Raw genomic sequence first — 23,347 nt, forward strand, 5'->3', positions numbered from 1 at the left:
CAAAGGGAAGAACGGAGCGGAAACCGGCGGACGCCTGTGGAAGAACGAGCTGGGAAGATCCCACAGCGCAGCGAGGAAGCTGAGGAGCTCGTCCACGGCAAGCCTGCCGAGTTGCAGCGAAGTTTTCTCCTATCAACAATGAGTATGACTCTTACGTGAAAAAAGTGATTTTATTTTTTAGTTATTAATTTCCAGTTATTCTTGTGCTCAAAAAGCTGTGAGTAAAGGTTTGAACAGCTAAAGTAATTTGGTTAAATTTAGAAAATTTGTTAAATAAACTTTACTTTCACTAGGTTTGCGTAAGAGCCATGAGCATTAACAGAGCTTTTTATTAAATTGTATCTACGCTATTTTGTCAGTTCCATAAATGTTTCTACATCCTGCTTGATAAAATCGATCGCTTCCTGCCAGAATTCCGGCTTCGTAAGATCCACCTGCAAATGCTTCTCTGCCAGAGTCTCTACATCAAGACGCCCGGTATCCCGCAGTAATTCTGTATACTTCGCTTCAAACGACTCTCCTTCTTGAGCCGCTTTTGCATAAATTCCCATACTGAATAAATAACCGAAGGTATAGGGAAAGTTGTAAAACGGAACGCCGGTAATGTGGAAATGAAGCTTTGACGCCCAGAATGTAGGCGAGTACTCACTTAACGCATTATTGTAGGCTTCTTTCTGCGCTTCCGTCATCAGCTTATTCAAGCGATCCTTACTAACCAGTCCTTCTTTTCGTTCTTCATAAAACCGTGTTTCAAACAAAAAGCGGGAATGAATATTCATAAAGAAAGCGATGCTGCGGTTCAGCTTGTCATCGAGCAGCTGAATTTTTTCTTCTTTTGTTTCTGCCTGCTTCACCGAAGCGTCTGATACGATCATTTCTGCAAATGTAGAAGCTGTTTCAGCAACGTTCATTGCATAGCCCTGCGAAAGATACGGCAGATCATTCATTTTGTGCTGGTGATAAGCATGGCCCAGCTCGTGTGCCAGCGTTGCCACGTTGGAAGCCGAACCGTCGTACGTCATAAATATACGTGACTGTTCACGAATCGGAAAACTTGTACAGAAGCCGCCGGGACGTTTTCCTTCCCGATTTTCCGCTTCAATCCACTGATTGTCAAAAGCATGCTGCGCAAATTCTGCCATATCCGGACTGAATTTCCGGAACTGCGTTACAATCATATCTGCGGCATCATCAAAGCTCACTTCAGGAACTTTTTTAGAAACCGGAGCTCCGACATCATATATCGCCAGTTTATCTAATCCCAGCAGCGCTGCTTTCCGGTGAAGGTATTCTGTAAACACATCTTTATTTTTTGTAATGGTATCCCACATTACATCCAGCGTCTCCTGCTTCATCCGGTTAATCATCAGCGGTTCTTTTAAAACGCTGTCCCATCCTCGTGCTTCATATGTCTCCAGCCGGAACCCTGCCAGATGGTTTAAAGAACTCGTAAACAATTCTGCTTCGTTTTCCCAGGCCTGCTCAAACTGCTGGAAAACATGCTTGCGCACGCTGCGGTTTTTATCGGATAACTTATTTTCCGCCTGCCCTACTGAGTATTTTTTCTTTCTGCCTTTTTCGCGGATTTCCACTTCCATCCGTCCAACGATCGTATTATACAGCTCGCCCCACGCCTGGTACCCATCCACAGAAAGTTTTTGAATCAGCTGCTCTTTGTCTGCGGACAGCTTTTCTTTTGCATTTTTTCTTCGTTCCTCGAGATTAAATACAATTTTCTGCATGCTTTTCTGGTTGATAAAGTCTTCCCAGACAGCGTCAGTAAACTGCAGCAGCTGTTCATCCACCGCTGAAATCAGCTGACGGTACTGCGAAGCAACCCGCTTGGTTTTTCCCCCGAGCAGCTTTGCCTCTTCGTCTTTCACATCCTGGGCTGTTAAACAGCTGACGAATGCGTTTACTTCCCTGACTTTCATTCCGATCGTCTGCAGCCTTTCCACTACTGCCGCCCATTCTGTCACATCCGGCGCATCTTTTTTCGCAGCCTGCGCTACCTTTGCTTTCATCGTAGAAAGATCTGTTTCTGTATTCACTAAAAACTGACGGAACTGATTCGAGGCGCTTCCTCCTGGAAAGACCGAGTCAAGATTCCATGTAAGGCTGTATTTCTGTTCTTTCGAAGTGCTGTCTTCTGCTGCTTTTTCATCCTGATGCAGCGCCGAGTGAATTCGATGCAGATCTTCATTTTCGTATATATGGAATCCCTTGCTTTGAATTTTAGCAATAGTGCGCATTGCTTCTGCTACAGTTGCGGCTTCAATTGGCTTGAATTTGCGCAGGGAGCCCTTCATCCATCCACGCAGAGGTTTAGAGATTATTTCTGCAGACTTTTCCCCGAGCCGGAACTCGTAACGGTCTCCGGTGATAAGGGAAGGACGGATAATGTGCAGGGAAGGAAGTTCAAGCGCCATTAAAGCTTCTTCCATACTTCCCTTTACCTGGTTATAGAAAAATCTGGCATCCCGGTCTGCACCCATTGCTGAAATTACTAGTACTCGTTCGCTATGATATTTTTTTGCCATTTCCGCTATTTTCAGTGGATATAAGTAGTCAACCTGCATAAATCCTTCCCTCGATTTCACCTGTTTCATGGTGGTGCCCAAGGTAATAAAAACATCGTCTTTCCCTTCAAAGATTTTTTCTTCTTTTTCCATTTCATCAAAGGAGACTACGTGTTCTGTTACTTTTGCATGGTCATAGAATGGTGTTCTTCGTCTTGTAAGAAGGTGCACTTCTTCATACTCGCTGCTTTGCAGCAGCTGTTCTGTCAACTGTCTTCCAATCAGGCCTGTTGCCCCTGCTACTAATGCTTTTTTCACAACTTGCCACCTCTGCTCTCTTCGTTTAAGTTTATGGTATCATTTTTGGAACGGAAACTTTGGAAATCCGCTTTCTATTATCCTTTTACTTTATACCACTTTATCTTAACGGATTATCGAACTGCACTGCCCCCTTACCGGGTTTATCATTACTGCAATGGAGATTGTTTCATTGTCTTGTTATTCATAATAGACCTGTGTCATTTTTGAAAATAATATTTGATCAGCACCTGTGTGCCTGCATCTTCATATCCCGCTTCAGACATCCTCGTATACAGCGACTCTGCCAGTGCAAGGCCGGGAAGATTCAAATTCATTTCTTTTGCTGACTCAATCGCAATACGCATATCTTTTATAAAGTGTTTTACGTAGAATCCGGGTTCGAAATCCTCCTCCAGCATTCTGCGTCCCAGTTTTGAAAGGGAAAAGCTTCCGGCGGCACCAGTTTCAATTGTATTAATCACCTGTGCTGTGTCCAAGCCGGCTGCTTTTGCATAGGCAAGTGACTCACTTACCCCCATCATCGTGCTCGCAATGGCAATTTGATTTGCCATCTTGGTAAACTGGCCTGCGCCGGCATCTCCAAGAAGCTGAATATTCTCTCCCATTATTTTAAAAAGCGGCTCTGCAAGCGTAAAGGCTTTCTTGCTGCCGCCGCTCATGATTGCCAAGGCTGCATTTTTCGCCCCGATATCGCCTCCGGAAACCGGTGCGTCCAATGCGAACAATTTTCTTTTTTCGGCTTCTGCTGCTATTTTCACTGCCAGATCCGGTCTTGATGTAGTCATATCAATCAGCAGTGTTCCTTCCCGTGCATTCGATAAAATTCCTTCTTCCCCGAAATACACTTCCTCTACGTCTTTAGGATACCCAACCATTGTAATTACTGCATCACATCTGCCGGCAAGAGCTGCCGGTGTTTCATGCCATTCGGCACCTTTTTCCAACAGGTCTTCTGCTTTTGCCCTGGTGCGTGTATACAAATGAATATGATAGCCTTTTTCAAGCAGATGGCCTGCCATGCTTTTTCCCATTACTCCTGTGCCGATAAAGCCAATGTGTTTCATACAGCATTCCTCCTAAAAGATTTCGTCGGGATGTGAGCCAAATCGTCGTTCCTCGTTTAATTCGCTGAGTTTCTTCTGGTCTTCTTCTGTAAGAGAAAAATCAAATATATCTGCATTTTCCTGAATACGTGCGGGAGTAACCGACTTGGGAATGGTCACTACCCCCTGCTGCAGATCCCAGCGCAGAATAATCTGGGCCGGTGTTTTTCCATACTTTTTAGCTAGTTCCAGCAGGAATGGGTCATCCAGTTTTCTTCCCCTGGTAAGCGGACTCCATGCTTCCAGCTGAATGTGATTTTCATTGCAGTACGCATGCAGGTCCAGCTGTGTCAGCCACGGATGATATTCCACCTGATTCACCATCGGAACAATAGTGCTGTGTGGAAGCAGTGCTTCCAGATGATGCGGCAGAAAATTACTGACACCGATCGCCCGTACTTTTCCTTCTTCATAAATCTTTTCCAGCGCACGCCATGTTTCCTGGAACGTTTCTTTTATCGGCCAGTGAATTAAGTATAAATCAATTATCTCCAGCCCGAGTTTATGCCTGCTTCGTTCAAAAGCTTCCAGCGTACTTTCATATCCCTGTTCATCGTTCCAGACCTTCGTTGTAATAAATAATGTTTCACGTGGAACACCAGAGTCACGGATGGCCCTTCCAACAGCTTCTTCGTTTCCGTAAAAGGAAGCAGTATCCACACTTCTGTAGCCAACCTTAAGAGCTTCCTTCACAGCGGTTTCTACTTCTTGATCATCTGTAACTTTATACACACCCAGCCCTACCTGCGGCATTTTCACTCCATTATGCAGGGTAACAGTATCCTGAATTGAATTCATATCTATATTCCTCCTGAAATTATTTCCACTCTACGGGAAGTTCCCAGTCAATCGGAGCATCTCCCCATGCTTCCAGCTGTTGGTTAATTTTGGAAAATGGCCTGCTTCCGAAAAAACCACGGTTTGCGGAAAACGGACTCGGGTGCGGTGAGGAAAAAATCACGTGCTTTTCCTGATCCACTCTTTCGGCTTTTTCCTGCGCCGGCTTTCCCCACAGCAGAAAGATCACAGGTTTTTCCCGTTCATTTAACCGGTCAATCACTTCATTTGTAAATTCCTCCCACCCCTTTCCCTTATGGGAGTGCGGCTGTCCTGCACGGACAGTAAGAACAGAATTCAGCATCAGCACGCCTTCGTCTGCCCACTTCTGCAAAAAGCCATGCTTTGGAATTTCAAATCCTAAATCTGCATGAAGCTCCTTATAAATATTCACGAGCGACGGTGGAACTTTCACACCTGGACGAACGGAAAAACTTAATCCGTGCGCCTGATCCGGTCCATGATAAGGGTCCTGACCGAGCAGCACAACTTTTGTATCTTCATAGGCAGTGGAATGAAAGGCATTCATTACATTGTCTTTCGGCGGGTAAACAGTCTGTTCCTTATATTCCTGTTTTAAAAAGGCACGCAGCTCATGAAAATAAGTTTTTTCCATTTCATTCGTGATTTTATCTTTCCAGTCGTTTTCAAATGGCTGTTTCATTCAAATCTTTCCTTTCAGTTTTGGTCCTGCTAAGTATCTTTCCCTATTACAGCAGAAAAGAAAACTCTCTTCCTGTATTAATAGCTTTCCTCTTATAAACTATTCCTGAAAGCCTGAATTAATTAACTAAGAAAAAATATTCAGGAAAATAGAATGTGTACTTCCCTATTTAGAGGGAATACATTATAATAAAAGGGACTATTGAATCTTAAAATTAATTTTTTATAAGGTATTTAGGACTATTAAAACATTCAATATATTTATACAGGAGGATATTATGGCTAAATTACTGATAACAGACGACGCTGCATTTATGCGGATGACTTTAAAGAAAATGGTGACTGATGCTGGATTTGAAGTAGTAGCAGAAGCTGAAAATGGACTGGAAGCCGTGGATCTTTATAAAGAGCACCGGCCCGATATTGTGACAATGGACATTACGATGCCCGAGATGAATGGAATTGAAGCCCTGCAGAAAATTCGTGAATACGATCCGGAAGCGAAAGTGATTATGTGTTCTGCGATGGGACAGCAGAATATGGTAGTGGATGCGATTCAAAAAGGAGCTTCTGACTTCCTTGTGAAACCATTTGATGAATCAAGGATTAAAGAATCCCTCGAAAAAACACTCAGTAAATAATTTTCTTGTGATATGCAGAGGAAAAAGCCCGGCATCCTTCCAGCTGCGAGCTCTTTCTTCAAATTGCAGGAAGAGAGCTCATCATCCGGGCTCTCTTCTTTTTAATATGTGCCCGCGTTATGCCAGCAGTTTCTTACGATAGCTCCCAGGAACTCCATGTGATTCTTCCTTCTCCTCCGCTGATCTGCACTGTCGGAATTTCCGGATCCGGAAAAAATCTTGCAGACATAACACTTTCACCATCGTTAATAAATACTTCTATCGAAGAATGATCCAGATAGATATGCAGCCTGCTCAGCTGTGCCACACTGCAGGAACGCGTTTCTGTTGCGCCATCGCGAAAACGGGGACGCGAGAGCTGCAGTAATTTTTTCTCCGGATCATAATATAAAGAAATTTCTTCGCGGATAGACAGCTTCAGTTCTTCTGCTTCCTCACAGTCAATTTCAATTTCCGAGGCAGGTGTAAGGGCCACCTCTGCCCCGAATGCCGTATTTACTTTCATCTGCAGCGGCTCATCTCCGCGCAGTTTCTTTAATTCAGGCACTGGCTGCTGGTAAACTTTATTATTTTTTACTTCCAGCATCCGGGGAATGGTTAAACAATGAACCCATTCATTCTGCACAGTCGGCTGGAATTCCTCATCTGAATCCGGCACACCCATCCAGCCTACGAGAATCCGTCTCCCCGTATCATCCACTGTCGTCTGCGGAGCATAAAACTCAAATCCCTGATCAAGCTCCTGGAAATCACCATGAGAAAAACTCCCTGCTTCCAAGTCAGCTTCTCCCAGAAAATATCCGGATTGGTATACATTTTCAAAATCGTGTCCTTTAGTTTCCAGTCCCTGTGGAGAAACTACGAGGATATCTCTGCCGTTGAGTGAGAATAAATCAGGGCATTCCCACATATACCCGAAATCTCCGAGACCATTCAGTCCGGATCCTGCAAACGGGCCTGCATACTTCCACTGTTTGAAGTCTGCAGATTTATATAGCAGCACCTGTCCCTTTAATTCTTCTGTCTGCGCGCCGATCACAAAGTAATAGACACCATTTTCTTTCCATACCTTTGGGTCACGGAAGTGGGCAGTGTACCCTTCCGGCAGTGAATCTACTACAGGTCCTTTTTTCTCGAAACTTATTCCGTCGCTGCTTACTGCAAGACACTGATAAGACTCCCGCTCATCGTTTTCATCCTTTACGTTTCCTGTATACAGCAGTGCTAACTCGCCGTCTTTTTCTATGGCACTCCCGGAATAACAGCCATTTTTTTCATACCACTCGCTGGGTGCAAGCGCAATTTTTTCTTCGTTCCATGAAACGAGATCTTCTGATGTATAATGCCCCCAGAATTTATGTGTATGGTCCGGGCTGAAAGGATTCCACTGGAAAAACATGTGGTAGGTCCCCTTCCACTGCACCCACCCGTTTGGATCGTTTAAAAGCCCAACCGGCGGCATGAGATGATACGTCTGCCGATAAGGGTCCGCCTGCACTTTTGCTCCTTTTTGGACTACTGCCTGATATGCCTGGTCGTGAAGCTGCTTTTCATTTTCAGTCACTGCCTTGCCCTCCCTGTGCTCTGCGTTCTTTTACTTCTTCCAACGTAGGAAGTGCTGTCATAGCGCCTTTAGTTGAAGCGGCCAGTCCTCCGGACACTGCTGCAAACGAAGCCATTTCCGCTGCCTCTTCTGGAGAGATCCCTCGTATTGATCCTTTGCGAAGGTGCAGCTGATAAAGAAATCCGGATACATATGCATCTCCTGCCCCTGTCGTGTCGACTGCATTTACTTTCATCGCAGCAACCTGTACCGGCGCTTCTCCCTGGATGAAAATATAGCTTCCTTCTGCTCCCATGGTTATCAGAATGAGCGGAATATTGTAGGCATCAAGTCTTCCTACCCCTTTTTCAATATCTTTTTCTCCGGTAATGAACTCGAGCTCTTCTTCTGATATTTTTAACACATCCGCTTCTCCAAGCATACTGCTGATCTCCTGTTTTGCCAGCGCTGCAGACTCCCACAGCCCAAGCCGCAGGTTCGGGTCATAGGAAACGAGCAGTCCATGTTCTTTTGCAAGGGACACCGCGCGTTTCGTTGCTGATTTTGCGGGCTCGCTGATCAAACTGATCGATCCGAAATGCAGGAGGTTATGTTCTTTAAATAACTCTTCTTCTATTTCTTTCTCTTCCAGAAAGCGGTCTGCACTTGGATCAATATAGAATTCAAAGCTTCTTTCTCCGCCTTCTCCAAGTGTGACAAATACAACTCCTGTGCGAGTATCTTTCGTAAAAAGCATGCGGGTCGTATCCACTCCATAGCTGTCGAGCGTTTCTTTCAGGAAGCGGCCCAGTACGTCGTCTCCCACCTTTCCTAAAAAGGTGCTTTTCGCCCCAAGTCTTGCAAGCCCTACTGCTACGTTCGCCGGAGCACCACCGGGACTTTTTTGAAATGTTTCATTGTTATCGTCCAGCGGAATAAAATCTATTAATGCTTCTCCTAAACTGATAATTCCCTGTGTCATATAAATCTCTCCTCGTCTCCCAAAGTCAACCGCTGTGCAGTTATCGCAATCTACGATAAAGAAAAAGGCTACCTGTACACCATGATGGTGGTATAAGGTAACCTGTTATTATTCTTTGTTCAATTATACGTTTTCCTTGCTTAAGCGACAAGTGTCAGACGTGAAAACGGCTTGTTTTCGTCTGAAGGTCTGCACTCAAATCATTTAATTGTTCTGAGTTGCTGCCTACTTGTTCCACTGCCTTTGTCTGCTCGGAAGCCGAAGCAGAAACTTCTTCTGCAGTAGCTGCGGCATTTTCCGCTACTTCTGCAACATTTGCGATAGAAGCAGTAATATTATCTTTATATGAATTCACTGTTTCCAGATCAGAGGTTAAAGCACTGATTACACCGCGCAGAGATTCGATAGAAGTAATAATGGAGCCGAGTGATTCCCTCGTATCCTGGACTGCCTGCTGCTGTTCCTCCTGCATACTGTTTGCGCTCGTAATAGATGCTGCCACCTGCTCAGTTTCAGTTTCCACTTCTGCAAGGGTACTGTTTATTTTAGTTGTTGCAGCAAGAGACTGTTCTGCCAGCTTACGTACCTCATCCGCTACCACCGCAAAACCTTTGCCATGTTCTCCTGCTCTTGCAGCTTCTATACTTGCATTCAGTGCAAGCAGATTCGTCTGATCTGCAAATTCAGAAATGGTTTTTACGACAATGCCGATATCCCCGACCTTCTCCGTAAGTGCTGTCACCGCCTGATTTACCTCCCGGAAAACTTCTGAAGAAGCTTCGGTACGGTCCTCCAGCGTCTGCACCTGTTCACTGCCTTTCATATTCGCATCACGAATGGAATCAGATAACGTGTTCATTTCTTTAGTCTGATTGTTCGCCTGCTCCAGCTGATCAGCGAGCTGCTGCATCTGACGGTTCATTTCATCTATATCCTCTGCCTGTTTCGCAGCACCTTCAGCAACCCCATTTACCGCAAGAGACATATCGTCACTGGTAGCCACGGTTTCTTCTGAAATCGCGCTCAGCTCCTCCGACATGGCTCTGGAATTATTCGCAGAAGTCTGAATCGAACCGATTAACGCTCTCAGTTCTGCCGTCATATGATTGACAGAAGATCCGAGCTGGCCGATCTCATCTTTGCCTTTTATGGAAAGGTTATGTGTTAAATCCCCATCAGCCATCCGGCTGACATGCTCATTCACTTCTCTGATAGGTTTTGCCAGCTTTCCTGCAGCGATATAAGCAGCCGCCAGGGCAAGCAGCACAGCCAGCAGCCCTACAATGATAAACGTGTTGCGTGTACTGCTGAGTTCCTGGTATAGATCACTGTCGTTATAATGAGATAATACTGTCCAGCCAAAGTTATCTACTTCCTGGTAGTAAGCAGTCTGTCCATTCCCTTCAAGGGAACCGCTTCCTTCAGCTCCTGCCGCACCTTGCAGATAGGAGTTTTCATCTACGGTCTCACCCAGCAGCGACACATCTGTATGCGCAATATATGTGCCGGTGCTGTCCAGCAGGGCAAGCTCTCCGTTGTAGCCTATCTCGGATTCTTCCAGCGCAAGCACCATGTTATTCAGCGATAAATCCATAGCCTGTACACCAAGCACTCCGGTATTACCGGTGACAGTTTTTGCAACGGTAATAATTAATTCCTCTGTATCTATGTCTATGTACGGATCTGTCCATATGACTTCCCCTTCGGAAGCTAAAGCATCTTCATACCAAGGTCTCGTACGCGGATCAAAATCTTCCGGGAGATCGATTACCGGAGTGGTAAGCATCTCTCCTTCCTGCGTACCTACATAAATTAACTGTGCTCCCTCTTCCCTTGTCATGAAGGTTTCATGCGTAGCTGCGACTCCTGCCCACTCCGCAGGGTCTTCCTCTTCCAGAAAAGCAGCCGTTCTTTCATCTTCTGCAAGTAAATCAGTTGCCATAGAGTATTTGTCCATATATTCCTGAATAAATCGTTCTACATCTTCTACAGTAGCAGAAGCATTTTCATCTACCGACTGCGCAATGCCGTCACTTAATTGAAAATAAATAACAAGTGATGTTACCAGCATGGTCAGTACAATAAGTACCCCTGCAAATAATACGAGTTTTCCTTTAATCGATTGTACCACTTTATCTCCCCCAGATTTCCTATATGTACTCTTTTTCCTATGTCTATTATCATATTAAATTTTATAGAAAACAATGATTTTTTTGACTATTACCATTATTTTTATATTTTAAGGATTTTGTTAAGGCTTACAAACCAGATACTATATGCTCATTTCCAGCTGAAGCTTTTCATAAGTAATATCGGATCTGCACATAAATTTTTCATAGGTACATTCTTTTTTCTTTGACTCTGTTAGAGCTGGTGTTGATATAAGAAAGTACGCCTGCGGCTCCTTTTTCTTCGCTTGCCGCGGAGAAATCCTTCAGCTATCCCTTCCTTTCGTCCGGGATGATCTTCACGCTTTCTTTTTCCGCAGGCGTCTCGAAAAATCGCCTTGCCTTCTATATTCTTTAAAAAAGAAAGAGTAATTTATAAAAGCTGCCTTCCTTCTGTTTATTAAATGTAAGACGAAGCGAAAACTGGCGGACGTTCTTTCTGCCAAAATTAGTCGAGAACAAGCCCTTGGGTAAGCCGCTCCGAAAGTGAAGCAGTATGATTACTTCTTTTTAGCAATATTTTTATTTTCAGGGTAGCTTTTTCTTTTAAAATCCAATTTGAAGAAGTATTTTTATGGCCTGAACAAACGAAGCAGGTGTAAGCCGGCAGAGGAGTTCGAGCGATTATGTTGAAATGACACGCCTTCCTGCTACAATTAGAACTAGAGAAGAAAGGATGATCTGCAGATGAAAAAAGTTTATATTTTACATGAAAACCGCGAATGGACACAGCCATTGCTTGATGCATTAACTGAGCTGGATGTTCCTCATGAAGACTGGCACCTGCATGAAGGTATTGTTCCGCTGGATGAAGAGCCGCCGGATGGTATTTTTTACAATCGGATGAGTGCTTCTTCACATTCCCGCGGCCACCGATACGCACCTGAATTAACAGAAGCAGTATTGAGCTGGCTGGAGCGGCATGACCGTGTAGTACTGAATGGCACCCGGGCACTTTATCTGGAAGTAAGTAAAGTAGCTCAGTATGAAGCTTTGAAAAAGCATGGTATTCCTGTGCCCCAGACCATTGCTGCCGTAGGAGAAAATCAATTATTACAAGCAGCAGAAAAGATGGAAACACCTTTTATTACGAAGCATAACCGGGCTGGTAAAGGACTCGGTGTGCAGCGGTTCAACAGCGTCAATTCTTTGAAAGAAACGCTTGCATCCGGCGGTGTAGATCCCTCCATAGACGGTGTCATGCTCCTGCAGCAGTATATTGATGCTCCTGCTTCCACTATTACAAGATGCGAATTTATTAACGGGAAATTTATGTATGCAGTTCAAGTGGACACCTCAGAAGGGTTTGAGCTTTGTCCGGCTGACGCCTGCCAAATCGGCGACCAGTTCTGCCCCACCGATTCACCCGAGACAAAAAGCCGTCCTAAGTTTGAAATTCTGCCTGATTTTCAAAGCCCGTTAATTCAAAAATACGAAGCGTTTCTGAAAGAAAATCAGATTACTTTCGCCGGAATTGAACAGATTACAGATGCTGAAGGAAGAACTTACACGTATGATGTGAACACAAATACAAATTACAATAAAGATGCTGAAGCGGCCTACGGAGTTTACGGGATGAAAGAAATGGCGAAAGCTCTTCAGTCCTATGCCGGCCGTTCCGCGATTCGAAGTTAGAAAGGAGCACTTATTTTGGAAAAAATAAATCCTTCCCTTGTACAGGAAGAATTAAATAAACTGGCTGGGGAACCGCTTTATATACACCTGGAAACGACAAACGGAGCGTATGCAAGCCACAATGATAAGTCTATGCTTTCTGCAGGCGCTTTTATCCGCAATGTTAAGCTGCAGTATAAAATCGGGAAAATTACCGGCCCGGGACCTTACCGTGTTGGTCTTGAAACTGAAATGGGATGGCTTTACAGTGAAGGGTTAACGGAATGGGAAATAGATGAGGAAGGAAGATTGCTGCTTGCTGGACATGATGCTGTCGGCCGGCTTGCTATTGCCCTCGAATTAAGCAAAACACCTTTTCGCAAATAGACGATTGGAGGAAGTTTCTTATGGAAGAAAAGCACGTACTAGTTATTTTCCCTCATCCGGATGATGAAGCTTTTGGTGTTGCCGGCACTATCCTCTCTCATACAGACGCCGGGACCCCGGTGACTTATGTATGTCTCACACTGGGAGAAATGGGGAGAAACATGGGCAGGCCCGTAATGGCCAATAGAGAAACACTTCCGGATATCCGGCGGGAAGAACTGGAAGAAGCAGCAAGACTGCTTGGAATCGATGATCTGCGTAAATTCGGCATGCGGGATAAAACGGTAGAATTTACAGATCAAGATGCTTTGGCGAAAAGATTTCAGGAAGTTATTGAAGAAATAGAACCTACGACGATCATTACGTTTTATCCAGGATACGCTGTGCATCCCGATCATGACGCTACCGGCGCTGCAGTAGTCCAGGCCGTCCGTCAGCTGAAAAAAGAAAACCGTCCGCGTATTCATGCTATCGCTTTTGCAGAGGGAAGTGAGGAAGAAATAGGAGATCCGGACGTAGTTACGGATGTCCGTCAGTACAGAGACCGGAAGCTGGACGTTATTGGAGCACACGCTTCTCAAACTGCCGGTCTGATGGAACAAGTGCGTGGACACATGGAAGCACAGGATGAAACGATTGAGTATATGCTGCAGACAGAACGATTCTGGACTTATCCAATAGAGGAGTAGCCATTCAGAACTCCCCCCTGCAGCAAATTCATCTTATGATTTAAAACGAAAGAGAGCTGGGGATTACTCCCCTGCTCTCTTTTACATTTCTACTTCCAGTCTTGCTTCATTTGTTCTTTTGCCGAATTCTTCCCGCACTTTTGCCGGAGATGCAATTATAAAGTGAATACACCTTTTTTCGAAGGCCTGTTTATAAAGCAGTTCCATATATCCGCCTTCCACATCAAAAGAATGTACATCTTTCCACTCTGTAATAAAAGTTGTTTTATGCATATGCGGCACAAACAGTATATACGACTCCGTCATTACCAGAAATCCTTTCCAGTCAGCACGCGGCATAATAGCAGGAAGCATCGCCTGCGCGCCTTCTTTTGTCAGCTTTTCTGCTTTGTATTTGGAGAGTTGATACATTGCCGTATCCCACCCAAATGTAATCAGCAGAGCCACAATAATGCTTATAAGCGACCACCATAGCTGTGTTTCCACAAGCACTACTGGAACTAATATTCCCAGCACTAACAGCGTGACTACGTACCGCAGGTATCTTCCGATAAAGGGATTGTTATAGCGCAGCATCTTCTCACCACCCGTCATAATAAAGTAATATTCACTATTACCCTAATTCACAGGAGATTAAACTTATTTTTTCTAAAAAAAGGAAAGCAAAAAGGAGAATGGTTATAAGTACTCACTTACAAACATCCTCCTTTTGATTACATTTCCTCTTCGTTAAAGAAACGCATGAGATCTCCATAGATTATCTGATCCGAATAGTAAAGCTCATCTTCTCCTCGCTCTGCGGCTTCTACGCATTCCCCAAGTTCCAGTTCTTCCCCGGACTCGGCATCGTAACAGAGTTCCCCAGTATAAACCACTTCATCTGTTACCACACTTCCATTACGAAGCACCGCAAAATCTTCACGCTCTTCTGCGAGCAAATCACTCCCGAACATAATATGTTTATCCTGAGATAAACCTAACAGATTCACAAGGGTAGGCATAATATCTATATGTCCTCCCACTGTCTCAATTGTTTCTGCTTCCTCTTCCATGCCGGGAATATGAATAATTAAAGGCACCCGGTCCAATTTTACAGTTTCATATGGATCAATTTCTTTATCCAAAAAACTTCCAAGTTCTTCGTAATGACTTTCCGCAATTCCGTAGTGATCCCCATATAATATAAACATGGTATTTTCATAAAGACCCGCTTCCTCAAATCGGTTGAATAAAAGGCGCACCGCTTCATCTGTATATCTGACAGCAGGAAAGTACCGATTCACAATATCACTTTCTGTTTCTGCAGGATCAATAAAATAGTCTTCCGGGTCCAGTTCATAGGGAAAATGATTTGTCAGTGTTAAAAAAGTAGCGTAAAAAGGCTGTTCCATATCTTCAATATGGGGCATAGACTGTTCAATAAAAGGCATATCTTTCAATCCCCAGCCCACAGAATTCTCATCAGTTACGTCAAAGTAGTCTAAACCAAAATAGTAGTCATAGCCAAGGCGCGGATAGACCTCGTTACGATTATAAAATGTCTCGCTGTTCGCGTGAAAGACAACGTTATAATACCCTTCTTCGCTCAATGCCCTCGGAAGAGGCGTCATTTCAATTTCCGGATGTGTATGAAACACTGCCCCGCGGCCAAGTGGATACAATGAATTATTCACCATAAATTCTGTGTCAGAAGTTTTCCCCTGGCCTGCCTGGTCATACATATTATTAAAATAGAAACTGTCTTCAATCAGCTCATTCAGAAAAGGAGTAACTTCCTGGCCATTGATTGTCTGTTCCAGAGCCATTGTTTCTACTGACTCTAAAGAAACTACAACTACGTTCATATCCTCAGCCTTTGCAAAAAAATCTGCATTTGGATCGACATGGGTTTCCTGTAGGTGTTCCTGGATGTTATCCATATCTTCCCGTTCTGCAAAAGCAGGCTGTGCACCTGTAGTAAAGTGCAGATACACATCGTAAAAATAGAAATTATAAATTCCGAGACTTTTTATTAAATGCTGTCTGTCAAAAGAATGCGCAGGAGTTTCTGCTTCTCCGACTTCCACTCTTCCCAACAGAATAATTAAAGCAGAAAGCACCAGCACTGCAAGGTATTTTCCTTTGGAGTCTCTTAATCCTGCTCTTGTGGCAGGGAGTGCAGATGGTTTTTTCACCATCGTATACCCGATGAATACTAAATCTAAAAAGAAAATAATATCCCACCATTGAATCAGTTCAAAAATACTTGTACTAAGGTCGCCCACATTTCCACTCATCACAAGCATTGGCAGCGTAATTATATCTGCGAATTCTCTAAAGTATACGGCGTTAGCATAGAGAATAGAGGTGAGTACAAGGCTCATTATAAAATAGTAGGGACGCTGCCATGATGGTTTCAGCAGCATGCCGAGACTAAAGATAACTAAAAGAAAAGCCAGTGGATTCACTATAAATATTACTGCTTCCAGCCAGTGCGTAATGACGAGATTGAACGTGAGAAACGAAACGACTACCGTCTTTAACCACATCAGTGATAGACAGAGCAGCATAAAGCGGTGCCGATATATAAATTCCCGCATTCGCACCCATTCCTTTCAAAATTATTTAGCCGCTTTGTATATATTATATTTATATAGTTGCATATGAATGATTTTATAAAACGGGATCGAAATATGATAAGCGAATGTTGTGAAGAGCTGCCACTCCAGACCTTTTCCTAAGGTCCGTTGAAAACAATCAAAAATTCTAATGAGGGAGATTGTTTCCACCATTCTGCTTTCTTCTATTTTACAAAGGGCTTGTCTTTGATACTTCCTCTCTCAGCAATCTATCACTGGAATCCAGAGGTTTTAAAACTTCGCGGATTCTATCGCTTCCGCAGCCACGAAGCTGAGGATGTCGTCCACCGCAGGTCATCTGCAGAGTAGTTTTCTCCTATCCACAATGAATATTAACAGAGACACTCATGCAAAATTTTTGCACCATGAAGTATGGAAATTAATACTGCTGTGTAAAGAAGGAGGGGACGCACGAGCGCCGTTCGAGAATCCAAGTGGCCTGGTCACGAAGCACGAGCGGAATCGATCCTGGTTCTTCAAGACAGCATGGCGGTCTCTGCCCTGCTGTCTGTGGATCGATGGAAGCCGCGCCCCGGGAGAGAAATTAGTCGAGAACAAGCCCCTGGGTAAGCCGCTCCGAAAGTGAAGCAGCAGTATTACTTCTTTTTAGCGGAACTTTTATTTTCAAGGCAGCTTAAATAATGATCTTTTTATATCAGCTTAATATTTGATTTATATCTACTTTAATAAACATTCATGAATCCCTCTATATCCATTCGCTATTTTACATGATTTTGTACAAAAAGATATCATTATATCATTCCCTCTTTTGTATATTATTAATCTTTCATCTATTTAGCCCCTCGAAGTATTCAACATTTCTGAAAACTGCTATACTACAAAGGGAATTCTAATACAGAAAGGAAGATATAGATGACTAGTTTTGCTCAAAAACTTGATAAATATGCTGAATTAGCTGTAAGAGTCGGAGTAAACGTGCAGAAGGACCAGACGCTTGTTGTAAACGCGCCGATTACTTCCGCAGATTTCGTCCGCTCCGTAGCCAAAAAGGCGTACGAAGCCGGCGCAAAAAATGTACATGTAGAATGGAATGACGACGAGCTGACCCGTCTGCGCTATGATGAAGCTCCGTTGGAATCTTTTAAGGAATTTCCACAGTGGAAAGCTAAAGGATTTGAAGAGCTTGCGCAGAATGGCGCTGCCTTTATGACAATTAAATCAACTGACCCTGACCTTCTCCAGGGAGTGGAAGGCGAAAAAATTGCAACGGCAAACAAAGCGGCCGGACAGGCGATGAATACGTTCCGCAAATATATTCAATCTGATAAAGTAAGCTGGCTTGTAATTTCTGCTCCATCTCCTGCATGGGCAGCGAAAGTATTCCCGGATACTCCGGAAGAAGAACAGGAAGATAAGCTTTGGGAAGCAATGTTTGAAGCAACACGAATTAATACCGAAGATCCTGTAAAAGCATGGCAGGAGCACGATGACCTTCTGCAGACAAAAGCAAAAGAGCTTACACAGAAAAAGTATAAGCAGCTTCATTACACTGCCCCGGGAACCGATTTAACGATCGAACTTCCGGAGAATCATATTTGGATCGGCGGCGGCGGACCAAACACTGATGGCGTGCACTTTATTGCCAACATGCCGACAGAAGAAGTGTTCACTGCACCTAAAGAAGACGGTGTAAATGGAACAGTCCGTAATACAAAGCCACTCAATTATGGAGGTAATGTAATTGACGATTTCACCCTGACTTTTAAAGATGGAAAAGTAGTCGACTTTTCTGCTGGACAGGGAGAAGAAACCTTAAAAAATCTGCTTGATACAGATGATGGAGCAAGAAAACTTGGGGAAGTAGCTCTTGTGCCGCACAGTTCCCCTATTTCGCAGAGCGGCATCTTATTTTACAATACGCTGTATGACGAAAATGCATCGAATCATATCGCTCTGGGAAGCGCATATTCCACCTGTGTCGAAGGCGGCGCAGATATGAGTGAAGATGAGCTGAAAGAGGCCGGTTTAAATACAAGCATCACACATGTAGATTTCATGATCGGCTCCGCTGAAATGAACATTGACGGTGTTAAAGCTGACGGAACTTCTGAACCGGTCTTTCGTAACGGCGAATGGGCTTAATAACGAATAATTGTATGTACGAAAAACCTCGGGAGATTTCATCTCCCGAGGTTTTTCTTATTTTCCAAGGCTACTTTGAAAATAAAAGGTTTGCTAAAAAGAAGCAATAATACTGCTTCTCTTTCGGAGCGGTTTACCCAAAGGCTTGTTCTCGAATAATTTAGGTGGAAATCAAACTGCGCTCGTGCGTCTTCTCCCTCGTTACATTGCAGTATAATTTTCCTCTTTTTATGCTCCAGATTTTTTACATGAAGGTCTCTGTTAAGTCTGGTGTCAGGAAGAGGGTCCTGCGGTTCCTTCTTCAATTGCTGCTGAAAAATTCTTCAGCTATCCCTGACGTCCAGGATGATCTTTAAAAGTATTTTATCCATAATTCCATCTTGATTTTGCCGGAATATTCTGTATTTTATAGATGTAAGATTTTTTTACAATATTTTTTCCTTCATTAAAGCTAGTTATTTCAATATATTTTCTGTTTACTGACTAATTTTTTTCACATAAAGTTCACAATTTTGAAATTCCTGCTTTTTAATTCTAATTTTTCGGAATATAATGAGAACATACATATAAAAAGGGGGTAGTTTTTGTGCAGGATTGGTTCATGAATATTTTAGGTGCGATTAGTGATGTCGTATGGGGCGTTCCGACGCTCGTGTTAATTGTAGGTACAGGATTATTTTTAACCATTCGATTAGGATTTCTTCAATTTCGGACGCTTTTTTATGGTTTGAAGCTTGCTTTCAGTCCAAGTAAACAGGATAAGAAATCAGAGGGTGACATCAGTCACTTCGAAGCACTGACAACTGCTCTTGCTGCAACAATCGGAACTGGTAACATTGCCGGGGTTGCTACCGCAGTGGTGCTTGGTGGACCAGGGGCCGTTTTCTGGATGTGGATTAGTGCATTATTCGGAATGGCTACCAAATATGCCGAGGCCATTCTCGCAGTAAAATACCGCGAGAAAAACAGCAGAGGAAATTTTTCCGGTGGTCCAATGTATTACATAGAGAAAGGGCTCGGATTAAAATGGCTTGCAGTACTTTTCGCCATCTTTGGTGCGTTTGCTGCTTTCGGAATTGGAAACATGGTACAGTCCAACTCTGTATCTGATGCGCTGAATGAATCTTTTAACGTAAATGTATATATAACAGGTATTGTGTTAACTGTGTTAGCTGGGCTTGTTATTCTCGGCGGCATCCGTACGATCGGACGCGTGACAGCTTATATTGTTCCGTTTATGGCTTTATTTTATGTAATTGCAGGTATTGTTATTATGATAGCAAACTGGGAACTCGTCCCTGCTGCAGTCGGATTTATCTTTACTGATGCTTTCACCGGAGAAGCTGTGGCTGGTGGTGCTATCGGTGCTGTTATCCGCTGGGGTGTAGCGCGTGGCGTATTCTCCAACGAAGCTGGACTTGGTTCTGCTCCAATTGCTGCTGCCGCTGCGCGTACAGACTATCCGGGGCGCCAGGCGCTTGTTTCTATGACCCAGGTGTTTATTGATACGATTATCGTCTGTTCGATTACAGGTATCGTTATTGTTATGGGTGATATGTATATTGGCGGACCGGAGGGTGCAGCATTAACTTCCGCTACTTTTGACTTCTTCCTTGGAGGCATCGGAGGTACAATTGTTGCTATCGGTATTGTTTTCTTCGCCTTCTCCACCATTCTCGGGTGGTCCTACTACGGCGAAAAATGTTTTGGATATCTTTTTGATGATAAATTCATCCCTTACTACCGCGGAGCATTTGTAATTGCTATCTTCTTCGGTGCAATTGCGGAACTGAACCTTGTTTGGGCGCTTGCAGATGTTATGAACGGTTTAATGGCAATTCCAAACTTAATTGGTCTCCTTGGACTTTCCGGCGTAGTCGTTGCAGAAACGAACAAGTTCCTGAAAGTAGCCCGGGCAGAAAAAGAAAGAGATCTGCAAAGCAGATAAATAAATATACAAAAATTATGTATGGAAGAGCCGTCCCGGATTTTATTTTCTGTGTGGCGGCTGCTTCTTTGATTAATTATGTAAGCGCTTTATTATTTACTGAATATTCTTAATACAAAGTAAACATGTCTCTTAAAGCTCTACATCAAGCGGATTTATCATTTTCTATTCTATTCACACTGCTGGGAAGTAATTTTTTTAATAATTAAGATTGATTTCCTGTTCGTTATCTATTAAAATGAATTTCTGTGAATAAATATAACAACAAGAAAGAGCTGATACAGATGAATGAACGTTCGCCTATTAAATTTATAGTATTCTCTTTACTCGGTGTCCTTTTATTTATGACACCCATACCTACGGGAGAAGGTTTCACTATTCCAATTGCAGTTCTATCCAGCTATGCGCAGGATCTGCTTGGAAATGCGCTCCCTATTTTATTGATCGTCATAATTTTAGCCAGTTTTATCGGAAGTGCAGTGCAAAAATTTGTGCGGCCTGCTTCTATGGTAAATAATACATTTTTAAGCAGACTGTTTGATGTTTCCTATTTTTGGTTTGCCGTGCGGCTAATTGCTTCGGTGCTTGCTCTCATGACCTACTTTCAGATAGGCCCGGAATTTGTATGGAGTGAAAATACGGGTGGGCTGCTTTTCGGAGAGCTTCTTCCTACCTTGTTTACGATTTTCTTTTTTGCGGGGTTATTCCTTCCGCTGCTGCTCAACTTTGGGCTGCTTGAATTTTTCGGGGGATTGCTCACAAAAATCATGCGTCCTTTATTTACACTTCCCGGACGATCTTCTATTGATTCCCTTACCTCCTGGCTTGGAGATGGGACGATCGGGGTCATACTTACAGATAAACAGTATCAGGAAGGCTACTATTCGCAGCGGGAAGCTGCGGTAATCGGAACCACCTTTTCGGTCGTGTCGATTACCTTTGCACTCGTCATTATTGAATATGTGGAATTACAGGACATGTTCTTTCAATTTTATGGCACGGTGATCGCAGCTGGTTTTATTACTGCGCTGATCATGCCAAGAATTCCGCCGCTTTCCAGAAAATCAAATCAATACGCAAACGGACAGGAAAATCAGCTGGATGAAACGCTGCCGGAAAGCTACCGCGGAAAAAGCTTTGGTCTTGTCCGTTACGGATACGACCTTGCTATACAGCGGGCAGCGAAAAATAAAAGCGCAGGCAGCTTTTTTTCTCAGGGAGGAAAAACTGTTCTCGAAATGTGGCTGGCTATTGCTCCTATTATTATGGCGTTTGGAACAATTGCTACGATACTTGCAGAATTCACTCCGTTATTTTCCTGGCTCGGTGCTCCTTTCGTACCGATCCTGCAGTTAATGCAGGTTCCGGAAGCGGCGGAAGCATCTGCAACGATGGTGGTCGGCTTTGCTGACATGTTCCTTCCTGCAGTATTTGCAGCAGGCATTGAAAGTGATATGACTCGTTTTATTATTGCCTGTGTTTCGGTGACACAGCTTATCTTCCTATCCGAAGTCGGCGGTGTACTGCTGGGCTCCAAGATACCGGTATCGTTCCTTGATTTATTGATTATTTTCCTGGAACGTACGCTTATTTCTCTGCCAATTATTGTAATGATCGCGCACCTTATTTTTTAATCCTTTGCCGCTTCGAGGTAATTTAATCAATATACTTTCAAAGTGAATGGAGCGCCTTTCATTAAAAAAGCTTCCCGAGATGACACATCTTGGGAAGTTTTTTTATGCGCGTGTTTATTCTTTTACAGCAATGACTTCTACCTCTACAAGCGCCCCTTTAGGCATTTTGGAGATTTCTACTGCGCTTCTTGCAGGGTATGGCTCTGTTAAATAGGAAGCATAAATATCGTTTACTAGGCTGAAATCTTCCATATCCTGCAGGAAAATCATTGCTTTAACGATTTTACTGTTATCCAGACCTGCAGCCTTCAAAATAGAAGATACATTTTTCATGACCTGATGTGCCTGTGCTTCCACTCCTTTAGTCATTTCCCCTGTTTCAGGATCAAGGCCAATCTGGCCGGAAGTGTATACAAATCCATTTACTTCTACTGCCTGTGAATAAGGACCAATTGCTTCCGGTGCCATATTCGTATGAATAATTTTTTTAGTCATCTGTCTATTCCTCCTAAGCAAGCGTTACTTATATTTTACGCATTTTAATTTGATTTACCAAGTGGTGTCCGCCTTTTCGCAGGATTAAATCTGCTCTGTTTTTCGTCGGGCGGATATTTTCTGTTAAATTTTTATGGTTGATGCGGTCCCAGATATCTTTTGCAAAATCATATGCTTCTTCGTCATTCAGATCGGCATACTTGCGGAAATAGGAATGTGGATTACGAAAAGCTGTTTCCCGCAGCTTTTTGAACCGCTCAACATACCATTTAAAAATATCTTCTTCATCTGCATCTACATAAATGGAAAAATCAAAGTAGTCGGATACTGCCACTTCCTGCTCCTCTTCTTCCACCTGTCTTCTCGGCGGCTGAAGTACATTAATTCCTTCGATGATCACGATATCCGGCTGTTCTACAAGCTGTGTTTCCTCCGGCAGCACATCATAGGTGAGGTGGGAATACACGGGAGCTTCCACCTGCGGCTTGCCGGATTTCAGTGCTGCGAGAAACTCAAGCAGCGCCTGCACGTTGTAACTTTCCGGAAACCCTTTTTTGTTCATAATTCCTCTTTTTTCAAGCTCTTCGTTTGGGTATAAGAAGCCATCCGTTGTTACCAGGTCTACCCGGGGATGCCGGTCCCAACGCGAAAGAAGAGTGTGCAGCACTCTGGCAAGCGTACTTTTGCCAACTGCAACACTCCCTGCAATTCCAATTATATATGGGACCTTTTTTTCCTGATTCTGCAGAAAAATAGAGCGGCTGCGGTATAATTCCTGGGAAGCAATCGCGTGCAGGTGAATAAGCCGGGTTAACGGAAGATAGATATCTGCTATCTCCTCCATATTTAATACATCGTTCACACCTTTGAGCTTATCAATTTCTTCTGCTGATACTTCCATCGGATAAGATTCGCGCAGGGCCGCCCATTCATCTCGTGTAAATGTAGTAAACGGCGTAACGTTTTCAGTTACTTTCATCATCATGTACCATCCCTTGTTCAAAAATCACTGTTCGCCGTATTTTCTCACATTTTCACGGCTGATGACCAGTATTTACGAATGTTTTATTGTAATCGCTTTC

18 protein-coding genes are annotated in these 23,347 nt (G+C 43.5%); 7 read left to right on the forward strand and 11 right to left on the reverse strand.

Features of this window, described 5'->3' with window-relative positions; translation table 11 throughout:
- Positions 1–347: 347 nt before the first annotated feature.
- The 4 genes from BLP92_RS16330 to BLP92_RS16345 all read right to left on the reverse strand — a co-directional run bounded on the left by BLP92_RS16330 (position 348) and on the right by BLP92_RS16345 (position 5,444).
- A complete protein-coding gene (locus tag BLP92_RS16330; protein ID WP_090844032.1) occupies positions 348–2,837 on the reverse strand; it encodes a M3 family oligoendopeptidase in 2,490 nt (829 codons plus the stop codon).
- A 200-nt stretch (positions 2,838–3,037) separates the two neighbouring features.
- The gene (locus BLP92_RS16335; protein WP_090844033.1) at positions 3,038–3,904 is read right to left on the reverse strand and encodes an NAD(P)-dependent oxidoreductase; all 867 of its coding nucleotides are present in this window, start codon (positions 3,902–3,904) and stop codon (positions 3,038–3,040) included.
- A gap of 12 nt (positions 3,905–3,916) precedes the next feature.
- Positions 3,917–4,741, reverse strand: a complete 825-nt coding sequence (locus tag BLP92_RS16340; protein ID WP_090844034.1) for an aldo/keto reductase — start codon at positions 4,739–4,741, stop codon at positions 3,917–3,919.
- A 19-nt stretch (positions 4,742–4,760) separates the two neighbouring features.
- Positions 4,761–5,444 (reverse strand): uracil-DNA glycosylase, encoded by a 684-nt coding sequence (locus tag BLP92_RS16345; RefSeq protein WP_090844035.1) that lies wholly within the window; start codon positions 5,442–5,444, stop codon positions 4,761–4,763.
- A gap of 274 nt (positions 5,445–5,718) precedes the next feature.
- Here BLP92_RS16345 and BLP92_RS16350 point away from each other — a divergent pair, with 274 nt between their 5' ends.
- Positions 5,719–6,084: a response regulator gene (locus BLP92_RS16350; protein ID WP_244516914.1), complete on the forward strand. Its 366-nt coding sequence runs from the start codon at positions 5,719–5,721 to the stop codon at positions 6,082–6,084.
- Positions 6,085–6,217: 133 nt separating this feature from the next.
- Here the strand turns inward: BLP92_RS16350 and BLP92_RS16355 are convergent, their stop codons facing one another.
- The 3 genes from BLP92_RS16355 to BLP92_RS16365 all read right to left on the reverse strand — a co-directional run bounded on the left by BLP92_RS16355 (position 6,218) and on the right by BLP92_RS16365 (position 10,740).
- On the reverse strand, positions 6,218–7,648 hold the full coding sequence (locus BLP92_RS16355; protein ID WP_090844038.1) for a sucrose-6-phosphate hydrolase: 1,431 nt from the start codon (positions 7,646–7,648) through the stop codon (positions 6,218–6,220).
- Entirely contained in the window at positions 7,641–8,609 is a 969-nt protein-coding gene (locus BLP92_RS16360; RefSeq protein ID WP_175444334.1) for an aminoimidazole riboside kinase, read from the reverse strand. Before BLP92_RS16360 ends, BLP92_RS16355 begins: the two co-directional genes overlap by 8 nt.
- 154 nt (positions 8,610–8,763) lie before the next feature.
- The gene (locus BLP92_RS16365; protein WP_090844042.1) at positions 8,764–10,740 is read right to left on the reverse strand and encodes a methyl-accepting chemotaxis protein; all 1,977 of its coding nucleotides are present in this window, start codon (positions 10,738–10,740) and stop codon (positions 8,764–8,766) included.
- 724 nt (positions 10,741–11,464) lie between these two features.
- Here BLP92_RS16365 and BLP92_RS16370 point away from each other — a divergent pair.
- Genes BLP92_RS16370 through bshB2 form a run of 3 tightly spaced genes read left to right on the forward strand, consistent with a single transcriptional unit; the run spans position 11,465 to position 13,467 of the window.
- Complete coding sequence (locus tag BLP92_RS16370) at positions 11,465–12,412, forward strand: ATP-grasp domain-containing protein (protein WP_090844044.1); 948 nt, start codon at positions 11,465–11,467, stop codon at positions 12,410–12,412.
- A gap of 15 nt (positions 12,413–12,427) precedes the next feature.
- Positions 12,428–12,778, forward strand: coding sequence for a YojF family protein (locus BLP92_RS16375; protein ID WP_090844046.1), 351 nt, complete (start codon positions 12,428–12,430; stop codon positions 12,776–12,778).
- A 20-nt stretch (positions 12,779–12,798) separates the two neighbouring features.
- Positions 12,799–13,467 (forward strand): bacillithiol biosynthesis deacetylase BshB2, encoded by a 669-nt coding sequence (gene bshB2 / locus BLP92_RS16380; RefSeq protein WP_090844047.1) that lies wholly within the window; start codon positions 12,799–12,801, stop codon positions 13,465–13,467.
- Between the two features lie 81 nt (positions 13,468–13,548).
- Here the strand turns inward: bshB2 and BLP92_RS16385 are convergent, their stop codons facing one another.
- Both BLP92_RS16385 and BLP92_RS16390 read right to left on the reverse strand, forming a co-directional pair.
- Positions 13,549–14,043 carry a hypothetical protein gene (locus tag BLP92_RS16385; RefSeq protein ID WP_090844048.1) on the reverse strand — a complete coding sequence of 165 codons (495 nt, stop codon included), beginning with the start codon at positions 14,041–14,043 and terminating at the stop codon, positions 13,549–13,551.
- A gap of 137 nt (positions 14,044–14,180) precedes the next feature.
- Positions 14,181–16,046, reverse strand: coding sequence for an LTA synthase family protein (locus BLP92_RS16390; RefSeq protein ID WP_090844050.1), 1,866 nt, complete (start codon positions 16,044–16,046; stop codon positions 14,181–14,183).
- 912 nt (positions 16,047–16,958) lie between these two features.
- On the opposite strand from BLP92_RS16390, the gene BLP92_RS16395 reads away from it, so the two are divergent.
- From BLP92_RS16395 to BLP92_RS16410, 3 genes are all read left to right on the forward strand, one after another.
- On the forward strand, positions 16,959–18,188 hold the full coding sequence (locus BLP92_RS16395) for an aminopeptidase (protein WP_090844051.1): 1,230 nt from the start codon (positions 16,959–16,961) through the stop codon (positions 18,186–18,188).
- A gap of 601 nt (positions 18,189–18,789) precedes the next feature.
- Positions 18,790–20,136: an alanine/glycine:cation symporter family protein gene (locus BLP92_RS16405; RefSeq protein ID WP_090844148.1), complete on the forward strand. Its 1,347-nt coding sequence runs from the start codon at positions 18,790–18,792 to the stop codon at positions 20,134–20,136.
- Positions 20,137–20,420: 284 nt separating this feature from the next.
- The gene (locus BLP92_RS16410) at positions 20,421–21,770 is read left to right on the forward strand and encodes a YjiH family protein (protein WP_090844056.1); all 1,350 of its coding nucleotides are present in this window, start codon (positions 20,421–20,423) and stop codon (positions 21,768–21,770) included.
- Positions 21,771–21,884: 114 nt separating this feature from the next.
- Here the strand turns inward: BLP92_RS16410 and BLP92_RS16415 are convergent, their stop codons facing one another.
- Positions 21,885–22,265: a RidA family protein gene (locus BLP92_RS16415; RefSeq protein WP_090844058.1), complete on the reverse strand. Its 381-nt coding sequence runs from the start codon at positions 22,263–22,265 to the stop codon at positions 21,885–21,887.
- A 28-nt stretch (positions 22,266–22,293) separates the two neighbouring features.
- Positions 22,294–23,244 carry a type I pantothenate kinase gene (coaA, locus tag BLP92_RS16420; protein ID WP_175444338.1) on the reverse strand — a complete coding sequence of 317 codons (951 nt, stop codon included), beginning with the start codon at positions 23,242–23,244 and terminating at the stop codon, positions 22,294–22,296.
- Positions 23,245–23,347 lie beyond the last annotated feature (103 nt).

Origin of the sequence: Alkalicoccus daliensis, assembly GCF_900103955.1 — a bacterium.
Taxonomy (GTDB): Bacteria; Bacillota; Bacilli; order Bacillales; family Salisediminibacteriaceae; genus Alkalicoccus; species Alkalicoccus daliensis.

Excerpts from the sequence above, each read along its gene's own strand:
- BLP92_RS16335 (WP_090844033.1), bottom strand. The coding sequence starts at position 3,904 with ATGAAACACATTGGCTTTATCGGCACAGGAGTAATGGGAAAAAGCATG.
- BLP92_RS16340 (WP_090844034.1), bottom strand. The coding sequence starts at position 4,741 with ATGAATTCAATTCAGGATACTGTTACCCTGCATAATGGAGTGAAAATG.
- BLP92_RS16345 (WP_090844035.1), bottom strand. The coding sequence starts at position 5,444 with ATGAAACAGCCATTTGAAAACGACTGGAAAGATAAAATCACGAATGAA.
- BLP92_RS16360 (WP_175444334.1), bottom strand. The coding sequence starts at position 8,609 with ATGACACAGGGAATTATCAGTTTAGGAGAAGCATTAATAGATTTTATT.
- BLP92_RS16370 (WP_090844044.1), top strand. The coding sequence starts at position 11,465 with ATGAAAAAAGTTTATATTTTACATGAAAACCGCGAATGGACACAGCCA.
- bshB2 (WP_090844047.1), top strand. The coding sequence starts at position 12,799 with ATGGAAGAAAAGCACGTACTAGTTATTTTCCCTCATCCGGATGATGAA.
- BLP92_RS16385 (WP_090844048.1), bottom strand. The coding sequence starts at position 14,043 with ATGCTGCGCTATAACAATCCCTTTATCGGAAGATACCTGCGGTACGTA.
- BLP92_RS16390 (WP_090844050.1), bottom strand. The coding sequence starts at position 16,046 with ATGCGGGAATTTATATATCGGCACCGCTTTATGCTGCTCTGTCTATCA.
- BLP92_RS16395 (WP_090844051.1), top strand. The coding sequence starts at position 16,959 with ATGACTAGTTTTGCTCAAAAACTTGATAAATATGCTGAATTAGCTGTA.
- BLP92_RS16405 (WP_090844148.1), top strand. The coding sequence starts at position 18,790 with ATGAATATTTTAGGTGCGATTAGTGATGTCGTATGGGGCGTTCCGACG.
- BLP92_RS16410 (WP_090844056.1), top strand. The coding sequence starts at position 20,421 with ATGAATGAACGTTCGCCTATTAAATTTATAGTATTCTCTTTACTCGGT.
- BLP92_RS16415 (WP_090844058.1), bottom strand. The coding sequence starts at position 22,265 with ATGACTAAAAAAATTATTCATACGAATATGGCACCGGAAGCAATTGGT.
- coaA (WP_175444338.1), bottom strand. The coding sequence starts at position 23,244 with ATGAAAGTAACTGAAAACGTTACGCCGTTTACTACATTTACACGAGAT.